Source organism: Symbiobacterium thermophilum IAM 14863, assembly GCF_000009905.1.
GTDB lineage: Bacteria > Bacillota > Sulfobacillia > Symbiobacteriales > Symbiobacteriaceae > Symbiobacterium > Symbiobacterium thermophilum.
In genome coordinates this window covers 2075377-2095431 of sequence record NC_006177.1, presented here as the reverse complement: position 1 = coordinate 2095431, position 20055 = coordinate 2075377, and the positions used below count along the sequence as shown (strand labels likewise).

Below are 20055 nucleotides of genomic sequence, written 5' to 3'. Positions count from 1 at the left end.
ACGTGGACGTGACGGCGGCCTTTGACCCGCTGAACCCCTCGGTCGAGGCCATCAGCCTGCGCCAGCGGGTGAACTTCCTGGCCACGGCCGCGGATCACGCCTATGGCCGCCTGCTGGAGCTGTTCCCGGAAGCGGCCTCGGCCGGGCGTCCGCAGATCCGGCTCTACGAGAGCCACGAGGCCTTCCGCGCCGCGGTGGGCGCCGCGGCCCCGCCGGATGCGCTGGCCTGGTACAATCCGGGCGATCCGCTGCGGCTGTCGCCGGAGTTTCTGCGGGGGCTCATGCGCTGGGAGACGGAGCGCGACCTGGGCTATGAGTTCGTCAAGCACATCTCCGCCGCCGCGTCCGGGCAGCCGGTGGCCCTGATCGATCCGATCGCCATGGGGCTCTTCGAGCGGAGTACCGCAGGGGACCTGCCCTACCTCCCCGACCCCCGGAGGCTGGTCGGAACGCCGCTGCCCGACCTGGCGGCGCTCTTCAGCACCCCGGTCCAGTCCCTGGGGGCGGCCGGGCAGCGGGCCTACGCCACGGCCGCTGCGGAACTGGTCCGCTTCCTGCAGGACCGGCTTCCTGCGGAGGAGCTGCAGGGCCCGGCGCCCGGCCGGGGCTGGAGCCTGGGTGCGCTGGCGGATCGGCTGGGACAGACGCCGGAAACGCTCGCCGCCGAGTTCGAGGTCTTCCTGCACCGGCAGCTGCAGGCCACGTCGGTGCTGAACGTTCCGGCCGCGCAGTCCCGGGTGCCCGAGGGCCTGCCGGATGCCATCGCCCGGCGGGCGGAGGCCGCGGCCGGCGGGGACGTGGAGGCATTCCTCCGCCGGACCTCCCCCGCGCACCGGGACGGGTGGTCGGCGTGGCTGGCCGCCGCCCGCCGGTACGGGCTGGTGCGGTACGAGGCGTCGCTGCTGGACTGGGAGCGCAACGAGGGCGTCGCGCTGGTTCTGGAGCGGCTGCAGTTCCGCGATGGCCGCACCGTCATCGGGGTCGTGCGGCAGCATTGGGCCCTGGAGGACGCCGGTTGGGCGGCAGGGCCGGTGGAATCGGTGTGGACCGGCGCGGACGGGCCCTGACCGGGCGCGGGCTCTGCTGCGCTGCGGCCGCCGCGGTGACGGGGTGAGGGGATCGCCCCTACCTGGGGGTTTCCCCATGGTCACACCTGTGGTAGAATGACCCTCTGAGCCTGGAGGTGTGACCTGTGGGCGGCCTGCGACCGCAGGAGTACCATAACTCCATCTTCGAGATCGACCTGGACAGGCTGCGCCGGATGGGCAAGCGGGCGATCATCCTCGACCTGGACAACACCCTGGTGCGGTGGAATGACCCGACGCCGACGCCGAAGCTGCTGGAGTGGCTCGCAGCCGTCCGGGCGCACGGCCTCATGCCCTGCATCGTCTCCAACAACAGCGGCCCGCGGGTGGGCGAGTTCGCCGCGCGGGCCGGCGTCCCGTTCGTCCCCAGCGCCGCCAAGCCCCGCGTGAAGGGGTTCCGGCAGGCCATGCGGCAACTGGGGGTGGCGCCTCACGAAACGGTGGTGGTGGGCGACCAGCTGTTCACCGACGTCCTGGGCGGCAACCGGGCCGGCGCCTACACCATCCTGGTGGTGCCCATCGACCGGCGGGAATTCATCGGGACCCGGCTCGTGCGCCTGATCGAGCGGCGGGTGCTCCGTTACCTGTTCCGCCAGGGTCTCCTCACCCCGAAGTAGGTCCGGCTGGCGAGCGGCCAGCCGGTCTGCCTATAGTTGGCAGGTTCCGCCGGGGGCACCGCCGAAAGGAGTAAGGTGAGAAGAGACCCGCTGTGGCGCGGGAGGGGGGACTGGGATGACCAAGCGTCGGAGCACATCGCGGGGTCCGGGGCGGATCCTGGGGATCCTGGGCCATCCGGTGGCGCACTCCGCCTCGCCCGCCATGCACAACGCCGCATTCGCCGCGCAGGGGATGCACGCCATGTACGGGGCCTTTGACGTCCCGCCTTCCCAGCTGGAGAAGGCGATCGCCGGGATTCGCGCGCTGGGGCTCCTGGGCGTCAACGTCACCATTCCCCACAAGGAGGCGGTCATGGCCTACCTGGACGACGTGGCCCCCACCGCCCGGCAGGTGGGTGCGGTGAACACCATCGTCAACCGGGGCGGCCGGCTGATCGGGTACAATACCGACGGCTGGGGCTTCCTGCTCAGCCTGGAGGAGCGGGGCGTGCGGGTCGCCGGCCGGAACGCCGTGGTGCTGGGTGCGGGTGGCGCCGCCCGGGCGGTGGCCCTGCACCTGGGCATGGCCGGGGTGGCGCGCCTGACGATCATCAACCGTTCCCGCCAGCGGGCCGAGTTCCTGGCGGCCGATCTCGCCCGGGCCAAGACCCCGGTGCGGGCGGAGGTGGCCGATCCGGGGTCGGAGGAGGCCCGGGCCGCGCTCGCGGAGGCCGGCCTGGTCGTCAACTGCACCCCTCTGGGCATGGAGCCCGACACCGAGTCGACGCCGCTGGAGGACGTCGGGCTGCTCCCGGCCCACTGCGTGGTCTACGACACCGTGTACCGGCCGCTGGAGACCCGCCTCCTGCGGGAGGCGCGGCAGCACGGGCTCATCACCGTCAACGGCCTGGCGATGCTGGTGCACCAGGGCGCCTGCGCCTGGGAGTACTGGTTCGGCCGGCGGGGCCCGGTGGACGTGATGCGGACGGCCGCGCTGGCGGCCCTGGAGGGACAGCCATGAGCGGGCAGGCGTGGCCCGCCGCCCTCCTGGGCGTGGCCCTGGGGGCGGCCCTGGGCTATCTGGGTGTGCGGTTCTCCCCCCGCTGGCTGACCCGGCCGGCGCCGCGGTGGCTCTCGGCCTCGCTGGTCGCGGGTATCGCGCTGGCGGCGGGGCTGCTCGGCTACTTCCACCGGCTCACGCCTTACTTCTGGCACCAGCTGGCGCTGGTGGCCATCCTCCTTGCAGCGGCCTTCATCGACCTGCAGGACCACATTATCCCCAACGACCTGGTGCTGGTGGGCTTCGCGGTCTGGCTGCCGGCGATGCTGCTCTTCCCGTACGACGGGAAGACGTGGCTCTCTGCGCTGGGGGGCGGCGCGGCCGCCTTTGCGTTCTTCTACCTGCTCGCGGTGCTCGTGCCCGACGGCATGGGCATGGGAGATGTGAAGCTGGCCCTGGTGATGGGGCTGTTCCTGGGAGCGGGATGGGTAGCCATGGCCCTCATCCTGGCGTTTCTCCTGGGCGGTCTGGCCTCGGCCGTGCTGCTGGCCACCCGGCGGGTCGGGCGCAGGGGGCACATCCCCTTCGGCCCGTTCCTCGCCGCGGGCGGCCTGATCACCATCCTGTGGGGAAGCCAGATCTGGAACTGGTACGCGGGATGACGCATAGGAAGGGGGCGGTCCCGGAGTGTTGCGGTACCTGACAGCCGGCGAGTCGCACGGGCGGGCGCTGGTGACCATCGTCGAGGGGCTGCCCGCCGGCGTGCCGGTGGACCTGGCGGCCATCGACCGCGACCTCGCCCGGCGGCAGTCCGGCTACGGGCGGGGCGGGCGGATGAAGATCGAGCAGGACCGGGTGCAGGTGCTGTCGGGCATCCGGCACGGCAAGACCCTGGGCAGCCCGGTCGCGCTGCTGGTGGAGAACCGGGACTGGCTCAACTGGACCGAAGTGATGTCGCCTGCGCCGCTGGAGGCCTACACCGACCCGCGGGCGGCGCAGAAGGTGCGGACGCGCCCCCGGCCGGGCCACGCGGACCTGGCGGGGGCCCTGAAGTACGATCACGCCGACCTGCGCAACGTGCTGGAGCGGGCCTCGGCCCGGGAGACCGCGGCGCGGGTGGCGGCGGGGTCGCTGGCCAAGCAGTACCTGGCGCCGTTCGGCATCCGGGTGGCCGGGTACGTGCGGTCCATCGGCCCCGTGGAGGCCCAGCCCCCGGCCGGGCTGGACCTGGACGGGATCGTCGCCCGGGCGGAGGCGAGCCCCGTGCGCTGCCCCGACCCCGCGGCGTCGGCCCGGATGGTGGAGGAGATCGACGCGGCGAAGCGGGACGGCGACTCGCTGGGCGGCGTCGTGGAGGTGGTGGCCGCGGGGCTCCCGCCGGGCCTGGGCAGCCACGTGCACTGGGACCGGAAGCTGGACGGCGCCCTCGGGGCGGCCTTGCTCTCCATTCAGGCCGCCAAGGGCGTGGAGATCGGCGACGGGTTTCTGGGCGCCCGGCGGCGGGGCTCGGAGGTGCACGACGAGATCGGCTGGAGTCCGGACAGGGGCTACTTCCGTTACACGAACCGGGCGGGCGGGCTGGAGGGCGGTATGACCAACGGGATGGACCTGGTGGTCCGGGTTGCCTTCAAGCCCATCGCCACGCTGTACAAGCCCCTGCGCTCCGTGGAGATCGATACGCACGTCGAGGCCGCGGCGGGCATCGAGCGGTCCGACGTCTGTGCCGTGCCCGCCGCGGCGGTGATCGCGGAGTGCGTCACCGCCTTCGAGCTGGCCCGTTTCGTGGCCGAGAAGTTCGGCGGCGACTCGCTGGAGGAGGCCCTGCGCAACTTCCGCGGGTACCTGGAACAGATCGCCCGGCGCTGACGGGCCGGGGGGCGCCCGCGGACGGGCTCGCGGGAGCGCGCGGCGGCAGGGGGGCGGTGCGGTGAACATCGTTCTCGTGGGACTCATGGGATCCGGCAAGACGGCTGTGGGCCGGCTCCTGGCCGAGCGGCTGGGCCGGCCCTTCGTGGACACGGACAGGCTCGTGGAGGCGGACGCCGGCCGCACCGTCGCCGACATCTTCGCCGCAGAGGGCGAGGAGGGGTTCCGCCGCCGGGAGGCGGAGGTGGTGGCGCGGGCGGCCGCCGGCGACAACCAGGTGATCGCGACCGGGGGCGGCGCCGTGCTGCGGACGGAGAACCGGGAGGCGCTGCGCCGCACGGGGTTCGTGATCTGGCTGGATGCGGAGCCGGAAACGCTGTATGACCGGGCCCGCGGGCAGGGGCTGCACCGCCGGCCGCTGCTCAGCGGCCCTGATCCGCTGGGGCGGCTGCGGGCGCTGGCGGCCGCGCGCCGGCCGTTCTACGCCCAGGCCGCCCACGTGCGGATCTGTACGGACCGTCGTTCGCTGCAGGACGTCGTGGCAGAGATCATGGAAAAGCTACAGGAAAGGGGAGAGCGCGGGTGACAGAGGTCTGGGTGGAACTCGGCGAGGAACGCTACCCGATTTACGTGGGCGCCGGGCTGATGGCGCAGCTGGGCGCGCTGGTGCGGCGGCACCTGCCGGAGACCCGGCGGGCCCTGCTGGTGACCGATGCCAACGTCGCGCCCCTCTACGGGGAGGCCGCCCGCGCAGCTCTGGAGCAGGCCGGGATCACCACCGCCCGGGTGACGGTGCCGGCCGGCGAGGCGTCCAAGTCGCTGTCCCAGGCTTACAGCCTGTACAGCAGCTGCGTCCGGGCGGAGCTGGACCGCACCAGCGCGGTCGTCGCCCTGGGCGGCGGCGTGGTCGGTGACCTGGCCGGGTTCGTCGCGGCCACCTACCTGCGGGGGATCCCCCTGGTGCAGGTGCCCACCACCCTGCTCGCACAGGTGGACTCGTCCATCGGCGGGAAGACCGGCGTCGACCTGCCCCAGGGCAAGAACCTGGTGGGGGCGTTCCACCAGCCCTCTCTGGTGGTGGCCGACGTGGAGACCCTGAAGAGCCTGCCCCGGCGGGAGCTGTCCGCCGGGATGGCCGAGGTGGTCAAGCACGGGGTCATCCGGGACGAGGAATTCCTGAAGTACGTGGAGGTCCAGGTGGGCAACGTGCTCGCCGGCGACCCCGCGGTGCTGGAGCGGGTGGTGGCGGAGAGCTGCCGGATCAAGGCCGAGGTGGTGGCCGCGGACCCCCGCGAGAAGGGGCTGCGGGCGATCCTCAACTTCGGCCACACCGTGGGCCACGCCCTGGAGGCGGCCATCGGGTTCCGCTGGCTTCACGGCGAGTGCGTCGCGGTCGGCATGGTTGCGGCGGCGCACATCGCCCGGCACAGCGGCATTGCACAGGAGGGCCGGCTGGAGCTCCGGCTGACGCGTCTGCTGGAGCGCCTCGACCTGCCCACCACGCTGCCGGAGGGCATGGATCCCAAGGACCTGGAGCCCTTCCTGCGGCGGGACAAGAAGATCAAGAGCGGAGTGATCCACTGGGTGATGCCCGTGCGGCCCGGCGAGGTGGTCGTCACGCCCGACGTTTCGCCCGATGCCATCCGGTGGGGACTGGAAGCGCTGAGGAGGTAAGGATTCAGATGAAGTACCTGTTGTCGTATACGCCGGAGGTTCGGGAGGCCCTGGACCGGAACCGGCCCGTGGTGGCCCTGGAGTCGACCATCATCAGCCACGGCATGCCGTACCCCGAGAACCTGCGCACCGCCCGGGAGGTGGAGGAGATCGTCCGCAGCCAGGGCGCGGTCCCGGCGACGATTGCGGTGATCGGCGGCCGCTGCAAGGTGGGGCTGACGGACGAGGAGCTGGAGCTGCTCGCGACCTCGCCCGAGGCGGTGAAGGTGTCGCTGCGCGACCTGCCGGTGGTGCTGGCGCGCAAGTCCCTGGGGGCGACCACCGTCGCCACCACGGCGACCATCGCGGCGGCGGCGGGGATCGAGGTGTTCGTGACCGGCGGCATCGGCGGTGTCCATCGCAAGAGCCCGGGCGACCCCGCGCAGATGTGGGACGTGTCCGCGGACCTGACCGTGCTGGGCCGCACGGACATCACGGTGGTCTGCGCCGGGGCCAAGTCGGTGCTGGACATCGGCGCGACCCTGGAGGTTCTGGAGACGCTGGGGGTGACGGTGCTGGGCTACCGGACCGACCGGTTCCCCGGCTTCTACACCCGGGACACCGGGTTCGGCGTGGACGCCCGGGTGGACACGCCGGAGGAGGCCGCGGCCGTCATCCACGCGCGGCAGCAGACCATGCTCCCCGGCGGCGTGCTGGTGGTCAACCCCGTGCCGGAGGAGCACGCCATGGACCCCGACGAGGTGGAGCGGCACATCGCGGACGCCCTGAAGGCCATGGCGGCCGAGGGGGTGACCGGCAAGGCGGTGACCCCGTACCTGCTGGCCCGGCTGAAGGAGGTCACCAGCGGCCGGGCGCTGCAGACCAACATCGCGCTGGTCAAGCACAACGCCCTGGTGGGCGCGCAGATCGCCGTCGCCCTGAAGGCCGGAAAGTAGCCGCTGCACATGGCCGACCCCCGTTCCGTCACGGGAACGGGGGTTTTGCGCGGGGCATTCCCCGAGGGCATAAGAGAAATAGAACATCGTTCTGTACCGTGGAACGATTGGGGCTTAACAGGGGGCGTCTCACCGATTAGGATTGTGACGGAAGGGGGCTGAAGCACATGGCATTCGTTCCGACCATCGTGGTACTGGAAGGGGACCAGACCGGGCAGGAGCTGCTGGAAGAGGCCGTTCGGCTTCTCAGCCCTGACGTGATCGGCTTGCCGCTGCATCTGGTGCGTTATGACCTGAGCCTGGAGAACCGCCGGGCGACCAGTAACCGGGTCGTCTACGAGGCGGCCGCGGCGATGCGGGAGCACGGGTACGGACTGAAGGCGGCGACCATCACCCCGGAGGGCCGGGGAGACGTGGGGTCGCCCAACGCCATCCTGCGGCGGGAGATCGACGGCACGGTCATCCTGCGGACCGGCCGGCCCCTGCCGGGGGTCGAGACCATCGGCGGAATCACCGCGCCCATCGCGGTGGTGCGCATGGCGACCGAGGATGCGTACGAGGCGAAGGAGTGGCGCGAGGGCGAGGGCGATGAGGAGCGGGCGTTCCGCACCACCTACATCTCCGCCCGCAACTGCCGTGCCACCGCCGAGTTCGCCTTCCGCCTCGCGCGGCAGATGGGGGCGCTGGTCTTCGGCGGCCCCAAGTGGACGGTGTCGCCGACCTACGAGGGACTGCTGAAGGAGGCGATGGACGAGGCGGCCAGGCGGAATCCGGACGTGCCCTACGACCCGCAGCTCATCGACGCAGCGTACGCCCTGCTGATCGCGCGGGCGACCCGGCCGCTGGTCATCCCGTGCCTCAACCGGGACGGGGACATCCTGTCTGACCTGGTGCTGGCGCTCTACGGCTCCATCGCGGGATCGGAGTCGCTGCTCATCGCCTTCGACGAACAGTTCAACCCGCGGGTGGTCATGGCCGAGGCGCCGCACGGCACCGCGCCCAGCCTGCAGGGCAAGAACCTGGCCAACCCGCTGGCGATGCAGCTTGCGGCGGGCGCTCTGCTGAAGCAGATGCCGGATCCGGAGTACCAGCGTGCGGGCGCGGCGATCCAGGAAGCCTGCCTGCAGGCTGTGGCGCAGGGCGTGCGGACCGCCGACCTGGGCGGAACCGCCCGGACCACCGAGTTCACCGACGAGGTGATCCGCCGGGTGAAGGAGAAGCTGGCGGTCCCGGCCCGCTGAGCCCGCGCACCCCGCCGCGCCGGCCGGAATAGGCTGGTGAGGGCGAGGGGGCAGCGGCCATGTTCGTCACCCACGGCGACACGATCGTATTCCGCTCGGACCGGTACGGGCGCTTCGGCACCTCCTCGCGGCTGCGGCCCGCAGGCGACCGGGGCGACGGGGGCTGGGACGGCCTCTCCGGCCGGCGCGGGTGGCCGCCGGAGCACCGACCCGGACGTTCCCGCGCCGGCGACGAGGACCTGGCGGCGTCCCTGCTCCGGCGCATCGGTGCCCTGGAGGAGCGGGTGGCCCGGCTGGAGGCCCGCCTCTCCGGAGATGGACCTCGCAGCGGCGGGCGCCGGGCGGACGGATCCGGACACGACCGGTACCGCGGCTGGCCCGGCGGCGCCGCGGACGGCTACGAAGCGGCGGGGCCCGGTTCCCCCGGGGTGCGCGTGACGCTGCACGCAGGCGCCGGAGCCCAGGTGAGCCTGGGGCAGGTGCGGCTGATCGAGCACGGCTGACGCCGCCCCGCCGGCGCACGCTGCCGGAGGTGTCCCGGCCCGCGCGACGGACAGGAAACGCCCTCCTCCGGACGAATTCCACTAGGAGAACTCGTCCGTAGAGGAGGGCGCTGCTTTGCGGAGACACGGCATGATGGGCTTCGTGGCCGGCTTCGTGACCGCGGCCGTGCTGTTCGGCGGTCTGGCGGTGGCGGCGGGCTACGAGCGGCAGATTACGGTGCACTTCCGGCCGCTGAAGTACGTGTTTGACGGCATCGAGCGCACGCCGCAGGGGGGCGAGGCGGGCTTCATCTATCAGAACCGCACCTACGTGCCGCTGCGCTTCATCGCGGAGTCGCTGGGCCGCCCGGTGGAGTTCGTGGACGGCACGATCTACGTGGGCGCGATCCCGGGGAAGACCCCGGAGGTCTGGAACCGCCTGACCGAGCAGGGGGAGGGCAGCTTCAAGGTCCAGTTCTTCGCCGACCGGGCCCTCAGCCTGCAGGGGGAGGAGATGCCGGCGGCCACCGTGGTCACCCTGGTCGCCCCGGGGGGCGACGTGGAGGACAAGCGGGGCGTGACCTCGCAGTTGTGGGCCGACTACGACCTGCCGGCGGGCGTCGGCCGCATGAGCGGCACGCTCTACGTGCCGCACCAGTATTTCGGGCTGGCCGGCGAGCGGCGCGTGGGCCGCCTGGTGGTGCTCAATGAGCTGAACCGGCCCATCTACACCAGCCCGGACCTCACGACCAAGTCCGACCCCGTGCCGTTCTCGGTGCCGCTGGACGGCGTGAAGCGGGTGCGGATCGTGGTCACGCTGCACCCCTACGAGGGGGTGCCGCTGGGCGATCAGCTGGTGATGGCCCAGATGGGCATCGCCGGCCTGAAGTTCGAGTAGGCGCGCACGGGGCGGGGGAGAAGCGACCCCCGCCCGTTCGTTTTTTCCTACCACTCGTCCCCGGGGGCGAAGGGCTTGTCGCCCTTGTCCTGCGTCGGGATGTCCAGCCCCGGGACGGTGACCACCTCCGACGTCTCGGGGCAGCGCAGCCGCCTGGGGGTGACGTCCTGGGCGTTCACCTTCAGCCACCTGCGGCGCACCACCTTGGCCCGCACCTTGATGACCGACTTCTCCAGCAGCTTGGAGAAGGTGCCGTCCCGGTTGCGGTCCACCAGCTTGTCGAACTCGCCGGCGACGATGGCGTCCTCGATCTCGCAGTCATCGCCGTCGCGGCTGCCGGGCACATCGATGAAGAGGTGGAAGGGGATCTCGACGGTGCAGTGGCGCACGTCGCCGCAGACGCGGTTCAGGCCGCCCTTGTGGTCCCACTCCTTCGCCGTCTTGTACGTGATGTTCTTGATCAGGCGGCCGTTGATGATCACCTTGTCACATGCCGCAACGCAGTCGTCCACTTCGACCAGCTTGTCGATGTGGTCGATCTTGAAGGCCGGGGGCGTCAGCGGAATCTCGCTCACAACCAGCACTTGCGCCGTGTTGGCGTTCACCACCACGGGTGTCTGAATCACGTATCCGTTGTCCTTCAACCCGTCGCGACCTCCTTTGGACCGTACCGGTACACCCCATCCTATGCGCCGCCGCGGACCCAGGTCACATAACGTACGTTTTCGTCAACCTTCCCGGTCGGAGCCGCAATGGGGAGCACGGTCGTACTGATCCTTAGGGGCTGCTGCTGCACCGGAAGGAACCCGTTAGTATCGAACTTGAGAAAGTGAGGGACTGTTGGAGGATTTTTCTGCCCTAGACAGAACCGGTACTATGAAGACTGTATCGACCGCATAAAATGATAAAGCTATGACCCTAGGATCCTGAACCGTGTCGTCCAGCCCACACACCCGCCGGGCAGCGCCTGGGAAAGGAGGGAAGCGCGGCCTCGGCCCGGCGACGTGTCCATCTGGAGGATCAAACTAGGACCGGAGGTGTGTTGCGTTGACGTATGGCATTGGGATTGCACTGCTCCTGGGAATCATCGCGTACATTGCGGTCGTGATGAATCTGGGTGCCAGCGTCTTCTGGCACGAGGCGCTCATCGTCGGCGCGGTTACGGGACTCATCGTCGGAGATGTGCAGATGGGCCTCACGATCGGCGCGACGCTGACCCTCATGTCCCTCGGCATGTGGACTTACGGCGGTGCGACGATCCCCGACTTCATGACCGGCGCCATCCTCGGCACCGCGTTCGGCGCACTGCCGGGCGTGGGGGTCGAGGGCGGCCTCGCCATCGCGGTGCCGGCGGCGCTGCTCATGACCCAGCTGGACGTGCTGGGCCGCGCCACCACGACGCTGTTCATCCACGGCGCCGACAAGGCGGTCGCCGAAGGCAACGTGCGCGCGGTCACCTGGTGGCACCTGCTGGGCCAGCTGCCCTGGGGCCTCACACGGTTCTTCCCGGTCTTCCTTGCGGTCTGGCTGGGCGCAGAGCCCGTGCAGAACTTCATCAACTGGATGCCGGACCACGTCATGAACGCCATGCGGGTCACCGGCGCCGTCCTGCCGGCCCTCGGTTTCGCCCTACTGCTGACCATGATGCCGCTGAAGAAGTACTGGCCGTTCGCCCTGCTGGGCTACGTCCTGTTCGCTTACCTGAAGGTGCCCATGATCGGCATCGCGCTCACCGCTGTCGCCGTCGGCATCCTCTACCTCAACCTGAAGGAGGTGCGGGCTCGTGGCTAACACGCAGGTAGACCAGAGCCAGGTATTGCCGGAGTACGGCCCGGTAACCCCCGCTGACCTCAGGAAGGCCGCCTGGCGGCACAACCTGACGCTCCAGTGGTCCTGGAACTACGAGCGCATGCAGGCCCTGGGCTTCATGTGGTCGATCCTGCCGATCCTGCAGCGGGTCTCCCGCACCAAGGAAGAGCTCATCGCCAACATGCAGCGGCACCTGGTGTTCTACAACACCAACCCGGCGGTCGGCTCGCCCATCATCTTCGGCGCCGCCTGCGCCCTGGAGGAGAAGGGGCAGGGCGAGGTCGCCGACAGCCTGAAGGTGGCCCTGATGGGCCCGTTTGCCGGCATCGGCGACACGATTCAGGCCATTCTGCTCCGCCCGATCGTCGCCGTCCTGGCCGCCTCGCTGGCCATGGAGGGCAGCTGGGCCGGCCCGCTGATCATGTTCATCTTCGGCCTGTGCTGGTTCGGCCTGAAGTTCCCGCAGGTCACCTGGGGCTACAAGCAGGGCGTCAGCCTGGTCACCACCGTGGCCGGCGGCGCGCTGGAGAAGGTCACCGAGGGCGCGACCATCATGGGCCTGATCGTGGTGGGCGGCTTCGTTCCGTCCATCATGGCGAAGGTGACGACGCCGATCAAGTTCGTACGGCAGGTTACCGTGGACGGGCAGCTCACGGAGAAGGTCGTGGAGCTGCAGCCCGCGCTCGACTCCATCCTGCCGTACATGATCCCGCTGCTCATCGTCGGCTTTGCCTACTGGCTGCTGAAGGCCCGCCGTCAGTCGCCGATCAAGGTGCTCCTGTGGCTGACCGTTCTCGCCTTCGCCTGCAGCTATCTGGGCATCCTGTAATGCACGGCACCGGGGGGGCGGGGACCTGACCCCGCCCCCCGCCGCCACGTAAGGGGGTGAGACCGGTGATCGGCATCGTGCTGATCAGCCATGGTCCCTTGGCATCGGGCCTTCTGCAGGCCGCCGAGATGATCGCGGGGGAGCAGTCCCAGGTGGCCGTCTTGGAGCTGCAGCCGGCCCAGGAGATGGACCAGTTCCGCGAGGCGATGGAGCAGGCGGTGGCCCGGGTGGATTCCGGCGACGGCGTGCTGATCGTGGCGGACCTGTTCGGCGGCAGCCCCGCCAACACGTCCGCGTACCTGCTGCGCCCCGGCGTGGAGGTGGTCTGCGGCGCCAACCTGCCGATGCTGCTGGAGGTCCTGACCCTGCGCGACGGCCAGACGCTTTCGGAGCTGGCGCAGACCGCCGTGCAGGCGGGCGCCTCCGGTGCCCTGCGCCTGGCCGACGTGCTCGGCCGGGGTTGATCAGATCTCACGATCGGGAGGAGAGAGACGTATGCCCGTGGTCCACATGCGCATCGACAACCGCCTGATCCACGGTCAGGTCACGGTCGCGTGGGCGAGCCACCTGAGCGCCGACCACATGATCGTCTGCAACGACAAGGTCGCGCAGGATCCGATTCAGAAGATGATGCTGCCGGCCGCGGCGCGCGGCGTGAAGACGTCGGTGCTCTCGGTGGCGGATACGCTCGCCTACTGCGCCTCGCCCGAGGCGGAGCAGGAGCGCATCTTCATCATCGCCAAGTTCCCGTCCGACGCGCTGGCGCTCCTGGACGGCGGCCTGAAGCCGCAGGAGATCAACGTCGGCAACCAGGCGCCGATCCCTGGCACCAAGTTCACGATGGTCACCCGCACCTGCGCGGTGACGCCGGAGGACGCGGCGATCTACCGCGAGATCGTCAAGCGTGGTTACGAGCTGACCGGCCGCATGGTGCCCGCCGATCCGAAGAACGATTTCATTGAGCTGATCGCCAAGAAGGGGCTGTGAGGGGGCCGGAACATGAAGGCCGGACACCACTGTGCGATCATCACGCCGCCCATCCCCTGCGGGATGGGGGGCTATGCGGCTCGGTCCGGGCCGGCCGAGGGGGTGCACGACCCCCTTTTTGCGCGGGCGCTGGTCCTGGAGGCCGGCGGTGAGCGGCTGGGGATCATCACCTGCGACATCCTGCACCTGGAGCGGCCGGTGGTGGAGGCGGCGCGGGCCCGGGCCGCGGAGCTCACCGGCATCCCGCCGGAGCGGGTGATGCTCCTGGCGTCCCATACCCACTCCGGCCCGTCACCCGGCGACTGGAGCACCCACCCGTCCCCGCCCGAGTACCGGGCGTGGCTGCCCCTGCAGCTGGCCGGCTGCCTCCTGCAGGCGACCCGGCAGATGGCCGAGGTGGACTTGGCCTGGGCGGAGGCACCGGTGGAGGGGCTGGGCAAGAACCGCACCGATCCGGACCTGCCCTTCGACCCGACGCTGCGGCTGCTCGCGCTGCTGGCGGGCGGCCGGCCGCGGGCGGTACTCCTCAACTACGGCTGCCACCCGACGGTGATGGGCCCGGAGAACCGGCTCATCTCCGCCGACTGGCCGGGGGCTGCGGTGGCGGCCCTGCGGCGCGCCCTGGGCGACGACGTCTGGGTCGGGTTCGCCCAGGGGTGCGCGGGCGACGTCAGCGCCCGCTTTACCCGGCGGGAGCAGTCCTTTGCCGAGGTGGAGCGGCACGGCTGGCTGCTGGCCGGCGCCGCGCTGACGGCCCTGGGCCGGCTGGGCGGACCGGAGGGCGGTTCCCTCAGCCGGCCGTTGCGGCTGGGGGCGCGCTCCCGGGTCGTGCGCCTGGAGGCGCGGCGACTCCCGTCGGCGGAGGAGGCGGCCCTCCAGGTGGAGTCCGCCCGGGCGCGCGTGGCGGAACTGGAGGCGGCCGGGGCCTCCCACGCCGAGCTCCGCATCGCCCAGACGGCGCTGCAGGGTGCAGAGCTGGCGCTGCGGTACGCCACCGAGGGCATCCCCGTCGACCTGAACTGCGAGGTGCAGGCGTTCGCGATCGGGGACGCGGCCCTGGTCAGCCTGGCGGGTGAGCCCTTCTCGGCGCTGGGCCAGGCGATCCGGTCCCGCTCGCCCTTCGCGGTCACCCTGGTGGCGGGTTACGGCAACGGCTACTGCGGCTACATCCCTGACCGTGCGGCCTTCGCCCGGGGCGGGTACGAGGCGCTCTCGGCCCCCAGCGAGCCCGGCTCCGGCGAGCGGCTGGTGGACGCGGCGGCGGACCTGCTGAGCGAGTTGAAGGCGGAGGTGGCGGGCGCATGATGCTGTTTACGTGCTCACGGATCCACGCCGAGGGCGGCCTGGTCGACGGCTACGTGCTGGTGGACGGCCGGCGCATCGCCGCGGTGGAGGCCGGGCCGGTCCCGGCGGAGCTGCAGGGCGTCGATAGGGTGGACCTGCCGGACTGCGACCTGATCCCGGGCATGATCGACCTGCACATCCACGGCGCCGGCGGGTGGCCCGTGGAAGGGGCGGACGTCGGGCTGCTGCAGGGGCTCGGCCGGTTCCTGGCCGGCTTCGGCGTGACGGGCTTCCTGCCCAGCGCCTCCGCGCGGCCCCTGGAGGAGCTGGAGGAGGTGGCCCGGCAGGTCCGGGCGGCCACGGAGGCGGAATACGACGGCGCCGCCATCCTGGGCCTCCACCTGGAGGGGCCGTTCCTGAACCCGAAGCGGCCCGGGGCGATGCACATCCACAACCTGCGCACGCCCTCCGTCGCCGAGGCCGAGCGGCTGCTGGCGGCCGGCGGAGGCACGGTGCGGCGGGTCTCGCTGGCGCCCGAGCTGCCCGGCGCCCCGGAGCTGATCCGCTACCTCGTCGCGCAGGGGGTGACGGTGGCAGGCGCGCACACCGACGCGACGTACGCAGAGACGGTGGCGGGCATCGAAGCCGGGGTCTCGCTGGCTACCCACACCTACAACGCGATGCGCGGGCTGCACCACCGGGAGCCCGGGGCGGTGGGGGCGTATCTCACCGATGACCGGGTGACCTGCGAGATCATCTGCGACCTGCTGCACGTGCACCCCGCGGCGGTCCGGATCGCGCTGCGGGCGGCGGGCCCGGACCGGGTGGCCCTGATCTCCGACGCGATCCCCGCGGCGGGGCTGAAGCCCGGCCACTACCTGCTCTGGGGCCGGGACCTGTACATCGATGAGCAGGGTTACTCGAAGCTGGCCGACGGCACCATCGCGGGATCCACCAAGCTGATGCTCCACGGCCTGCGCAACCTGGTGGAGGTGCTCGGGGTGCCGTGGGCGGAGGCGGTGCGGATGGCGTCCCTGATTCCGGCCCGCGCCATCGGGCTCGCCGACCGGAAGGGCAGCCTGGCGCCGGGCAAGGACGCCGACCTGGTGGCCATCGGCCCGGGCTGGCAGGTGGCCTGGTGCGTCGTCGAGGGCCGGGTGGTGCGCCGGCCGGGGGATCCGCCTCCCGCGTACAACCCGGAGGCAAAGGCGATCGACGAGTAGAAGGGGGCAACGGACATGACGATCACGGCGGAACGGTTCTACCAGGCGGCGGACGAGGCGATCGCACGGCTGAAGGCGACCCAGCTGCCGGCCATCAAGCGGGCGGGCGAGCTGCTGGCGGAGACGGTCATGAAGGGCGGCGTCATCCAGGTGTTCGGCACGGGCCACTCCCGGGCGTTTGCCCTGGAGATGGCCGGCCGGGCCGGCGGGCTGGTCCCGGCCCACGCCATCGAGGAGGACATCCTCTTCCTCAACGGGGTCTATCCGGTGGAGGAGCGGAAGAACCCGTACCTGGAGCGGGAGCCTGAGATCGCGCACCAGATCCTGGCGCAGTACGACATCCGGCCCGAGGACATCTTCATCATCGTCTCCAACTCGGGCCGCAACGGCTCCACGGTGGAGATGGCCGCGGAGGTGAAGCGCCGGGGCCACAAGCTGATCGTGGTCACCTCGATGGCGCACACCACCTCGGTCACCTCGCGCCACCCCAGCGGCAAGCGGCTCTACGAGTTCGCGGACGTGGTGATCGACAACTGCGGGCCGCTTGGCGACGCGCTGCTGGAGGTGGAGGGCAGCCCCGTCAAGGTCTGCGCGGTCTCGTCTATCACGGGTGCCCTCATCGCCCAGGGGCTGACCGCCGAGGTGATCGGCCGGCTGGTGGCCGCCGGGCAGACGCCGCCGGTGTACATCAGCGCCAACGTGGACGGTTCGGATGAGCACAACGAGGCCCTGAAGGCCCGTTACGCGGGGCGCATCTGAGCCGGACCGCGCGTTTCGTTCACATCTGCGGTTGTCAGCGGTTGCCACGTCGCTTATACTGGAGACACAGGTGAATACGGGCACAGCGGCAGGTGCTCCCGGCCCCGCGCTCCGGGAGTTAAAAGGGAAGCCGGTGCAAGTCCGGCACGGTCCCGCCACTGTGACGGGGAGCCGTCCCCACGATGCGCCACTGGCCGGAAGGCTGGGAAGGCGGGGGAAGGCGATGATCCGAAGTCAGGAGACCTGCCTGTCGCTGCAACGTCACTCAGCCTTCGGGTGAAAGGGGGGGCGTTATGCGTAGCCTTGCATTGCCGTGCTGTCGCGCATCCCCCTCTGGTTGAGTCCAGAGGGGGTTTTCGTTGCTGCCGTATGTGCTCTGGGACCTACATGACGATGCATGGCGATTACGCTGACACAGGAGGTACACTGCATGAGAAAGCAGAGGCTGGGCGCGCTGCTGATCTCCGCGCTCCTGGCGGCCCTGCTCGCCGCGTGCAGCGGCGGGTCGCCGGGCGACGGGTCCGGCGCGGCCGGAGGGCAGGCGGGCGGACAGCAGGCGAGCGTAGGGCAGTCGACTGGAGAGCAGACGACCGGAGAGCCTGCGACTGGAGAGCAGACGGGTGGGCAGCAGGCAGGCGGCGAGACCGCCTATCCCATCACGCTGGTGGACGGCGCCGGGCGGGAGGTCACCATCGACGCCGAGCCGCAGCGCATCCTGTCGCTGGGCCCCTCGGCCACGGAGACGCTCTTCGCCCTGGGCCGTGGCGACCGACTGGTCGGCCGCACCGACTGGTGCAACTTCCCGGAGGCGGCCCTGGAGGTGCCGTCGGTGGGCAGCCTCTTCCCGCCCGACTACGAGCGCATCCTGTCCACGGAGCCTGACCTGGTGGTCATGATCGAGGGCTCGGTGGATGTGCGGGAGCGGCTGGAGCAGGAGTACGGCCTGACGGTCTTCGTCTACGCTCCGGCGAGCTTTGAGCAGCTCTACGCCCAGATGGTGGCGCTCGGTCAGGCGGTGAACGCCCGGGAGGCGGCGGAGGCGATCGTCGCCGAGATCCAGGGAGAGGTCGACGCGATCTACGCGAAGGTCCTTCCCATCAGCTACTCGCCGTCGGTCTTCTATCAGGTGTGGCCGGATCCGCTCTCCACCGCCGGGCCCGGCTCGTTCATCGACGACATGATCCGCATCGCCGGCGGCAGCAACGTGGCCGGCGACGCGGACGGCCCGTGGCCCGTGTACTCGCTGGAGCAGCTGCTCGCGGCGGACCCCGCCATCATCGTGGCGGGCTCGGAGGCCATGGCGCAGGACATCCTGACCCGGCCCGGCTGGGAGTCGCTCAGAGCGGTGCGGGAGGGCCGGGTGTACGGCGTGCCCAACGAGGACATCGTGGTCCGGCCGGGCCCGCGGCTGGTGGAGGGGCTGCGCTGGTTCGCCGAAACCCTGCACCCCGGGCTGTTCGGGCAATGACGGGACGGGCGACCCGCGGCCGCAGGGCGATGACCTTGACCGCGGTGGCCCTGCTGGCCGCGCTGATCGTGGCGGGCGCCCTGGGTTCGGTGCGCATCCCGCCGGCGGACGTGGTGAAGATCCTGCTGAATCGGCTGGGGGCGGACTTCCCGGCCACCTGGCCCCGCACCTGGGAGGCGGTCCTGTGGGACGTCCGCTTCCCCCGGGTGGCCATGGGGGCCCTGGTGGGCATGGGGCTCAGCGTGGCAGGGGCGGCGTACCAGGGGCTCTTCCGCAATCCCCTCGCGGACCCGTCGGTCATCGGCGCCTCGGCCGGCGCCTCGCTGGGCGCCGCGCTGGCCATCGCCTTTTTCGACCGCGTTCCCTCCCTGACCGGCCTGTGGCGGCTGGGGCCGGTCCCGCTCTTTGCCTTCGCCGGCGGGGTGGCAGCGGTCCTGGTAGCCTTCCGCCTGGCGACCGCCGGCCGGCAGACCTCCACGGTGAGCCTCCTGCTGGCCGGCATGGTGGTCAGCACCGTTGCCACCTCCCTGGTCTCGCTGATCATGTATTTCACCGACTCCCAGGCCCGGGACGCCATCGTCTTCTGGCTGATGGGCGGCCTCTCCGGGGCCAACTGGCCGAAGGCGGCCTGGCTCCTGCCGTACCTGGCGCTGGGGCTGGGGCTCCTGCTCTGGGACGGCCGGGAGCTGAACGCCTTCCTGCTGGGCGAGGAGGCAGCGCTGTCGATGGGCGTGGACGTGGAGCGGCTGAAGCGGCGGATCCTGGCCGCCGGGTCGCTGCTCACCGCCGCGGCGGTCGCCTTCTGCGGGATCATCAGCTTCGTGGGGTTAATCGTGCCGCACCTGGTGCGGCTGCTGGTGGGCCCCGACCATCGTTGGCTCCTCCCGATCGCGGCCGTCACGGGGTCCGTGGTGGTGGTCGCGGCGGACACCGTGGCCCGCTCGCTGCCCTGGGTCAGCGAACTGCCCGTGGGGCTGGTGATGTCCCTCATCGGCGGGCCGGTCTTCCTGGTCATCCTGCGGCGGCAGCTCTTGCCTGGTTCGTGAAAGGAGGTGGACGCCGATGCTGCGCATCGAATCGCTCGCCGTGGGCTATGGCGGCGAGCCGGTCCTCAACGGGCTGGACCTGGCCGTCGCCCGGGGCGAGTTCCTGGTGGTGGTGGGCCCCAACGGCAGCGGCAAGTCCACCCTGGTGCGGGCCGTGACCGGGGCGCTGCCCCCGACGGAGGGGCGGATCCTGCTGGACGGCCGGGATCTGCGCGGCCTGCGGCCCCGGGAGGTGGCCCGGACGCTGGCCGTGGTGGCCCAGGACACGTCCGTGGGGTTCCCCTTCACCGTCGAGGAGATCGTCGCCCTGGGGCGCATCCCGCACCTGCCGCCGCTGCGCAGCGAGACCCCGCGCGACCGGGCGGCCGTGGAGCGGGCCATGCGGCTGACCGGCACCCAGCCCCTGGCCGGCCGGCTGGTCACGGCGCTCTCGGGCGGTGAGCGGCAGCGGGTGATGGTGGCCCGAGCCCTGGCCCAGGAACCGCGCCTGTTGATCCTGGACGAGCCCACTGCCCACCTGGACATTGCCCATCAGGTGGGGCTGCTGGATCTGGTCCGGCGTCTGAACCGGACCGAGGGGCTGACGGTTCTGGCGATCCTGCACGACCTGAACCTGGCGGCGCTGTACGCGGACCGGCTGGTGATGCTGAGGGGCGGGCGCGTGTGGGCCGACGGCCCGCCCGCGGAGGTGCTCACCGAGGCCAACATCCTCACCGTCTACGGCAGCCGGGTTCGGATCGTCCGCCATCCCAGCGCTGGCCAGCCGCAGGTCATGCTGCTCTCGAGGGAGGTTGCGGCGCCGGCCCAGCCGCTGGAGCCGGTCAGCGCCGGCAGCGACTAGTCCCGGGAGATCTTGCAGAAGAGGTGGCACCG

22 protein-coding genes and 1 riboswitch are annotated in these 20055 nt (G+C 71.1%); of the genes, 21 read left to right on the top strand and 1 reads right to left on the bottom strand.

Annotated elements, in window-relative coordinates; genetic code table 11:
* The first annotated feature begins 2 nt into the window (after nucleotides 1-2).
* The 11 genes from STH_RS09815 (at nucleotide 3) to STH_RS09765 (ending at nucleotide 9777) form a co-directional block, all read left to right on the top strand.
* Nucleotides 3-1067, top strand: coding sequence for a hypothetical protein (locus tag STH_RS09815; protein ID WP_011196081.1), 1065 nt, complete (start codon nucleotides 3-5; stop codon nucleotides 1065-1067).
* 125 nt (nucleotides 1068-1192) lie between these two features.
* Nucleotides 1193-1702 (top strand): YqeG family HAD IIIA-type phosphatase, encoded by a 510-nt coding sequence (locus STH_RS09810; RefSeq protein WP_011196080.1) that lies wholly within the window; start codon nucleotides 1193-1195, stop codon nucleotides 1700-1702.
* Nucleotides 1703-1817: 115 nt separating this feature from the next.
* Complete coding sequence (locus tag STH_RS09805; RefSeq protein WP_011196079.1) at nucleotides 1818-2702, top strand: shikimate dehydrogenase; 885 nt, start codon at nucleotides 1818-1820, stop codon at nucleotides 2700-2702.
* Complete coding sequence (locus tag STH_RS09800; protein WP_011196078.1) at nucleotides 2699-3343, top strand: prepilin peptidase; 645 nt, start codon at nucleotides 2699-2701, stop codon at nucleotides 3341-3343. The genes STH_RS09805 and STH_RS09800 overlap by 4 nt, the downstream gene beginning before the upstream one ends.
* Before the next feature lie 28 nt (nucleotides 3344-3371).
* Complete coding sequence (gene aroC / locus STH_RS09795; protein ID WP_011196077.1) at nucleotides 3372-4547, top strand: chorismate synthase; 1176 nt, start codon at nucleotides 3372-3374, stop codon at nucleotides 4545-4547.
* A gap of 61 nt (nucleotides 4548-4608) precedes the next feature.
* Nucleotides 4609-5133: a shikimate kinase gene (locus tag STH_RS09790; protein WP_011196076.1), complete on the top strand. Its 525-nt coding sequence runs from the start codon at nucleotides 4609-4611 to the stop codon at nucleotides 5131-5133.
* The gene (aroB, locus tag STH_RS09785; RefSeq protein WP_242654527.1) at nucleotides 5130-6221 is read left to right on the top strand and encodes a 3-dehydroquinate synthase; all 1092 of its coding nucleotides are present in this window, start codon (nucleotides 5130-5132) and stop codon (nucleotides 6219-6221) included. Before STH_RS09790 ends, aroB begins: the two co-directional genes overlap by 4 nt.
* Before the next feature lie 8 nt (nucleotides 6222-6229).
* Nucleotides 6230-7156: a pseudouridine-5'-phosphate glycosidase gene (locus STH_RS09780; protein WP_011196074.1), complete on the top strand. Its 927-nt coding sequence runs from the start codon at nucleotides 6230-6232 to the stop codon at nucleotides 7154-7156.
* A gap of 167 nt (nucleotides 7157-7323) precedes the next feature.
* Nucleotides 7324-8397: an isocitrate/isopropylmalate family dehydrogenase gene (locus tag STH_RS09775; protein WP_011196073.1), complete on the top strand. Its 1074-nt coding sequence runs from the start codon at nucleotides 7324-7326 to the stop codon at nucleotides 8395-8397.
* Between the two features lie 59 nt (nucleotides 8398-8456).
* Nucleotides 8457-8900, top strand: coding sequence for a hypothetical protein (locus STH_RS09770; protein WP_011196072.1), 444 nt, complete (start codon nucleotides 8457-8459; stop codon nucleotides 8898-8900).
* Nucleotides 8901-9015: 115 nt separating this feature from the next.
* Entirely contained in the window at nucleotides 9016-9777 is a 762-nt protein-coding gene (locus STH_RS09765; protein ID WP_011196071.1) for a hypothetical protein, read from the top strand.
* A gap of 47 nt (nucleotides 9778-9824) precedes the next feature.
* Here STH_RS09765 and STH_RS09760 read toward each other — a convergent pair whose 3' ends face one another.
* A complete protein-coding gene (locus STH_RS09760; protein ID WP_050742214.1) occupies nucleotides 9825-10421 on the bottom strand; it encodes a DUF3794 domain-containing protein in 597 nt (198 codons plus the stop codon).
* 403 nt (nucleotides 10422-10824) lie between these two features.
* Between STH_RS09760 and STH_RS19165 the strand changes: the two genes are divergently transcribed.
* From STH_RS19165 to STH_RS09710, 10 genes are all read left to right on the top strand, one after another.
* Nucleotides 10825-11568, top strand: coding sequence for a PTS mannose/fructose/sorbose/N-acetylgalactosamine transporter subunit IIC (locus tag STH_RS19165; protein WP_011196069.1), 744 nt, complete (start codon nucleotides 10825-10827; stop codon nucleotides 11566-11568).
* On the top strand, nucleotides 11561-12415 hold the full coding sequence (locus STH_RS19160; protein WP_011196068.1) for a PTS system mannose/fructose/sorbose family transporter subunit IID: 855 nt from the start codon (nucleotides 11561-11563) through the stop codon (nucleotides 12413-12415). The genes STH_RS19165 and STH_RS19160 overlap by 8 nt, the downstream gene beginning before the upstream one ends.
* A 65-nt stretch (nucleotides 12416-12480) precedes the next feature.
* Nucleotides 12481-12879 carry a PTS sugar transporter subunit IIA gene (locus STH_RS09745; protein ID WP_011196067.1) on the top strand — a complete coding sequence of 133 codons (399 nt, stop codon included), beginning with the start codon at nucleotides 12481-12483 and terminating at the stop codon, nucleotides 12877-12879.
* 31 nt (nucleotides 12880-12910) lie between these two features.
* On the top strand, nucleotides 12911-13402 hold the full coding sequence (locus tag STH_RS09740) for a PTS system mannose/fructose/N-acetylgalactosamine-transporter subunit IIB (protein WP_043713870.1): 492 nt from the start codon (nucleotides 12911-12913) through the stop codon (nucleotides 13400-13402).
* Between the two features lie 12 nt (nucleotides 13403-13414).
* Nucleotides 13415-14707: a hypothetical protein gene (locus STH_RS09735; RefSeq protein WP_011196065.1), complete on the top strand. Its 1293-nt coding sequence runs from the start codon at nucleotides 13415-13417 to the stop codon at nucleotides 14705-14707.
* On the top strand, nucleotides 14704-15909 hold the full coding sequence (gene nagA / locus STH_RS09730) for an N-acetylglucosamine-6-phosphate deacetylase (RefSeq protein ID WP_011196064.1): 1206 nt from the start codon (nucleotides 14704-14706) through the stop codon (nucleotides 15907-15909). Before STH_RS09735 ends, nagA begins: the two co-directional genes overlap by 4 nt.
* Before the next feature lie 15 nt (nucleotides 15910-15924).
* Nucleotides 15925-16668, top strand: coding sequence for a sugar isomerase domain-containing protein (locus tag STH_RS09725; RefSeq protein WP_011196063.1), 744 nt, complete (start codon nucleotides 15925-15927; stop codon nucleotides 16666-16668).
* Between the two features lie 73 nt (nucleotides 16669-16741).
* A riboswitch (cobalamin riboswitch) is annotated at nucleotides 16742-16934 on the top strand.
* 164 nt (nucleotides 16935-17098) lie between these two features.
* Entirely contained in the window at nucleotides 17099-18136 is a 1038-nt protein-coding gene (locus tag STH_RS09720; protein ID WP_011196062.1) for an ABC transporter substrate-binding protein, read from the top strand.
* A gap of 29 nt (nucleotides 18137-18165) precedes the next feature.
* Nucleotides 18166-19182 carry a FecCD family ABC transporter permease gene (locus STH_RS09715; RefSeq protein ID WP_158506899.1) on the top strand — a complete coding sequence of 339 codons (1017 nt, stop codon included), beginning with the start codon at nucleotides 18166-18168 and terminating at the stop codon, nucleotides 19180-19182.
* Between the two features lie 16 nt (nucleotides 19183-19198).
* Complete coding sequence (locus STH_RS09710; RefSeq protein WP_011196060.1) at nucleotides 19199-20023, top strand: heme ABC transporter ATP-binding protein; 825 nt, start codon at nucleotides 19199-19201, stop codon at nucleotides 20021-20023.
* Nucleotides 20024-20055: the final 32 nt, after the last annotated feature.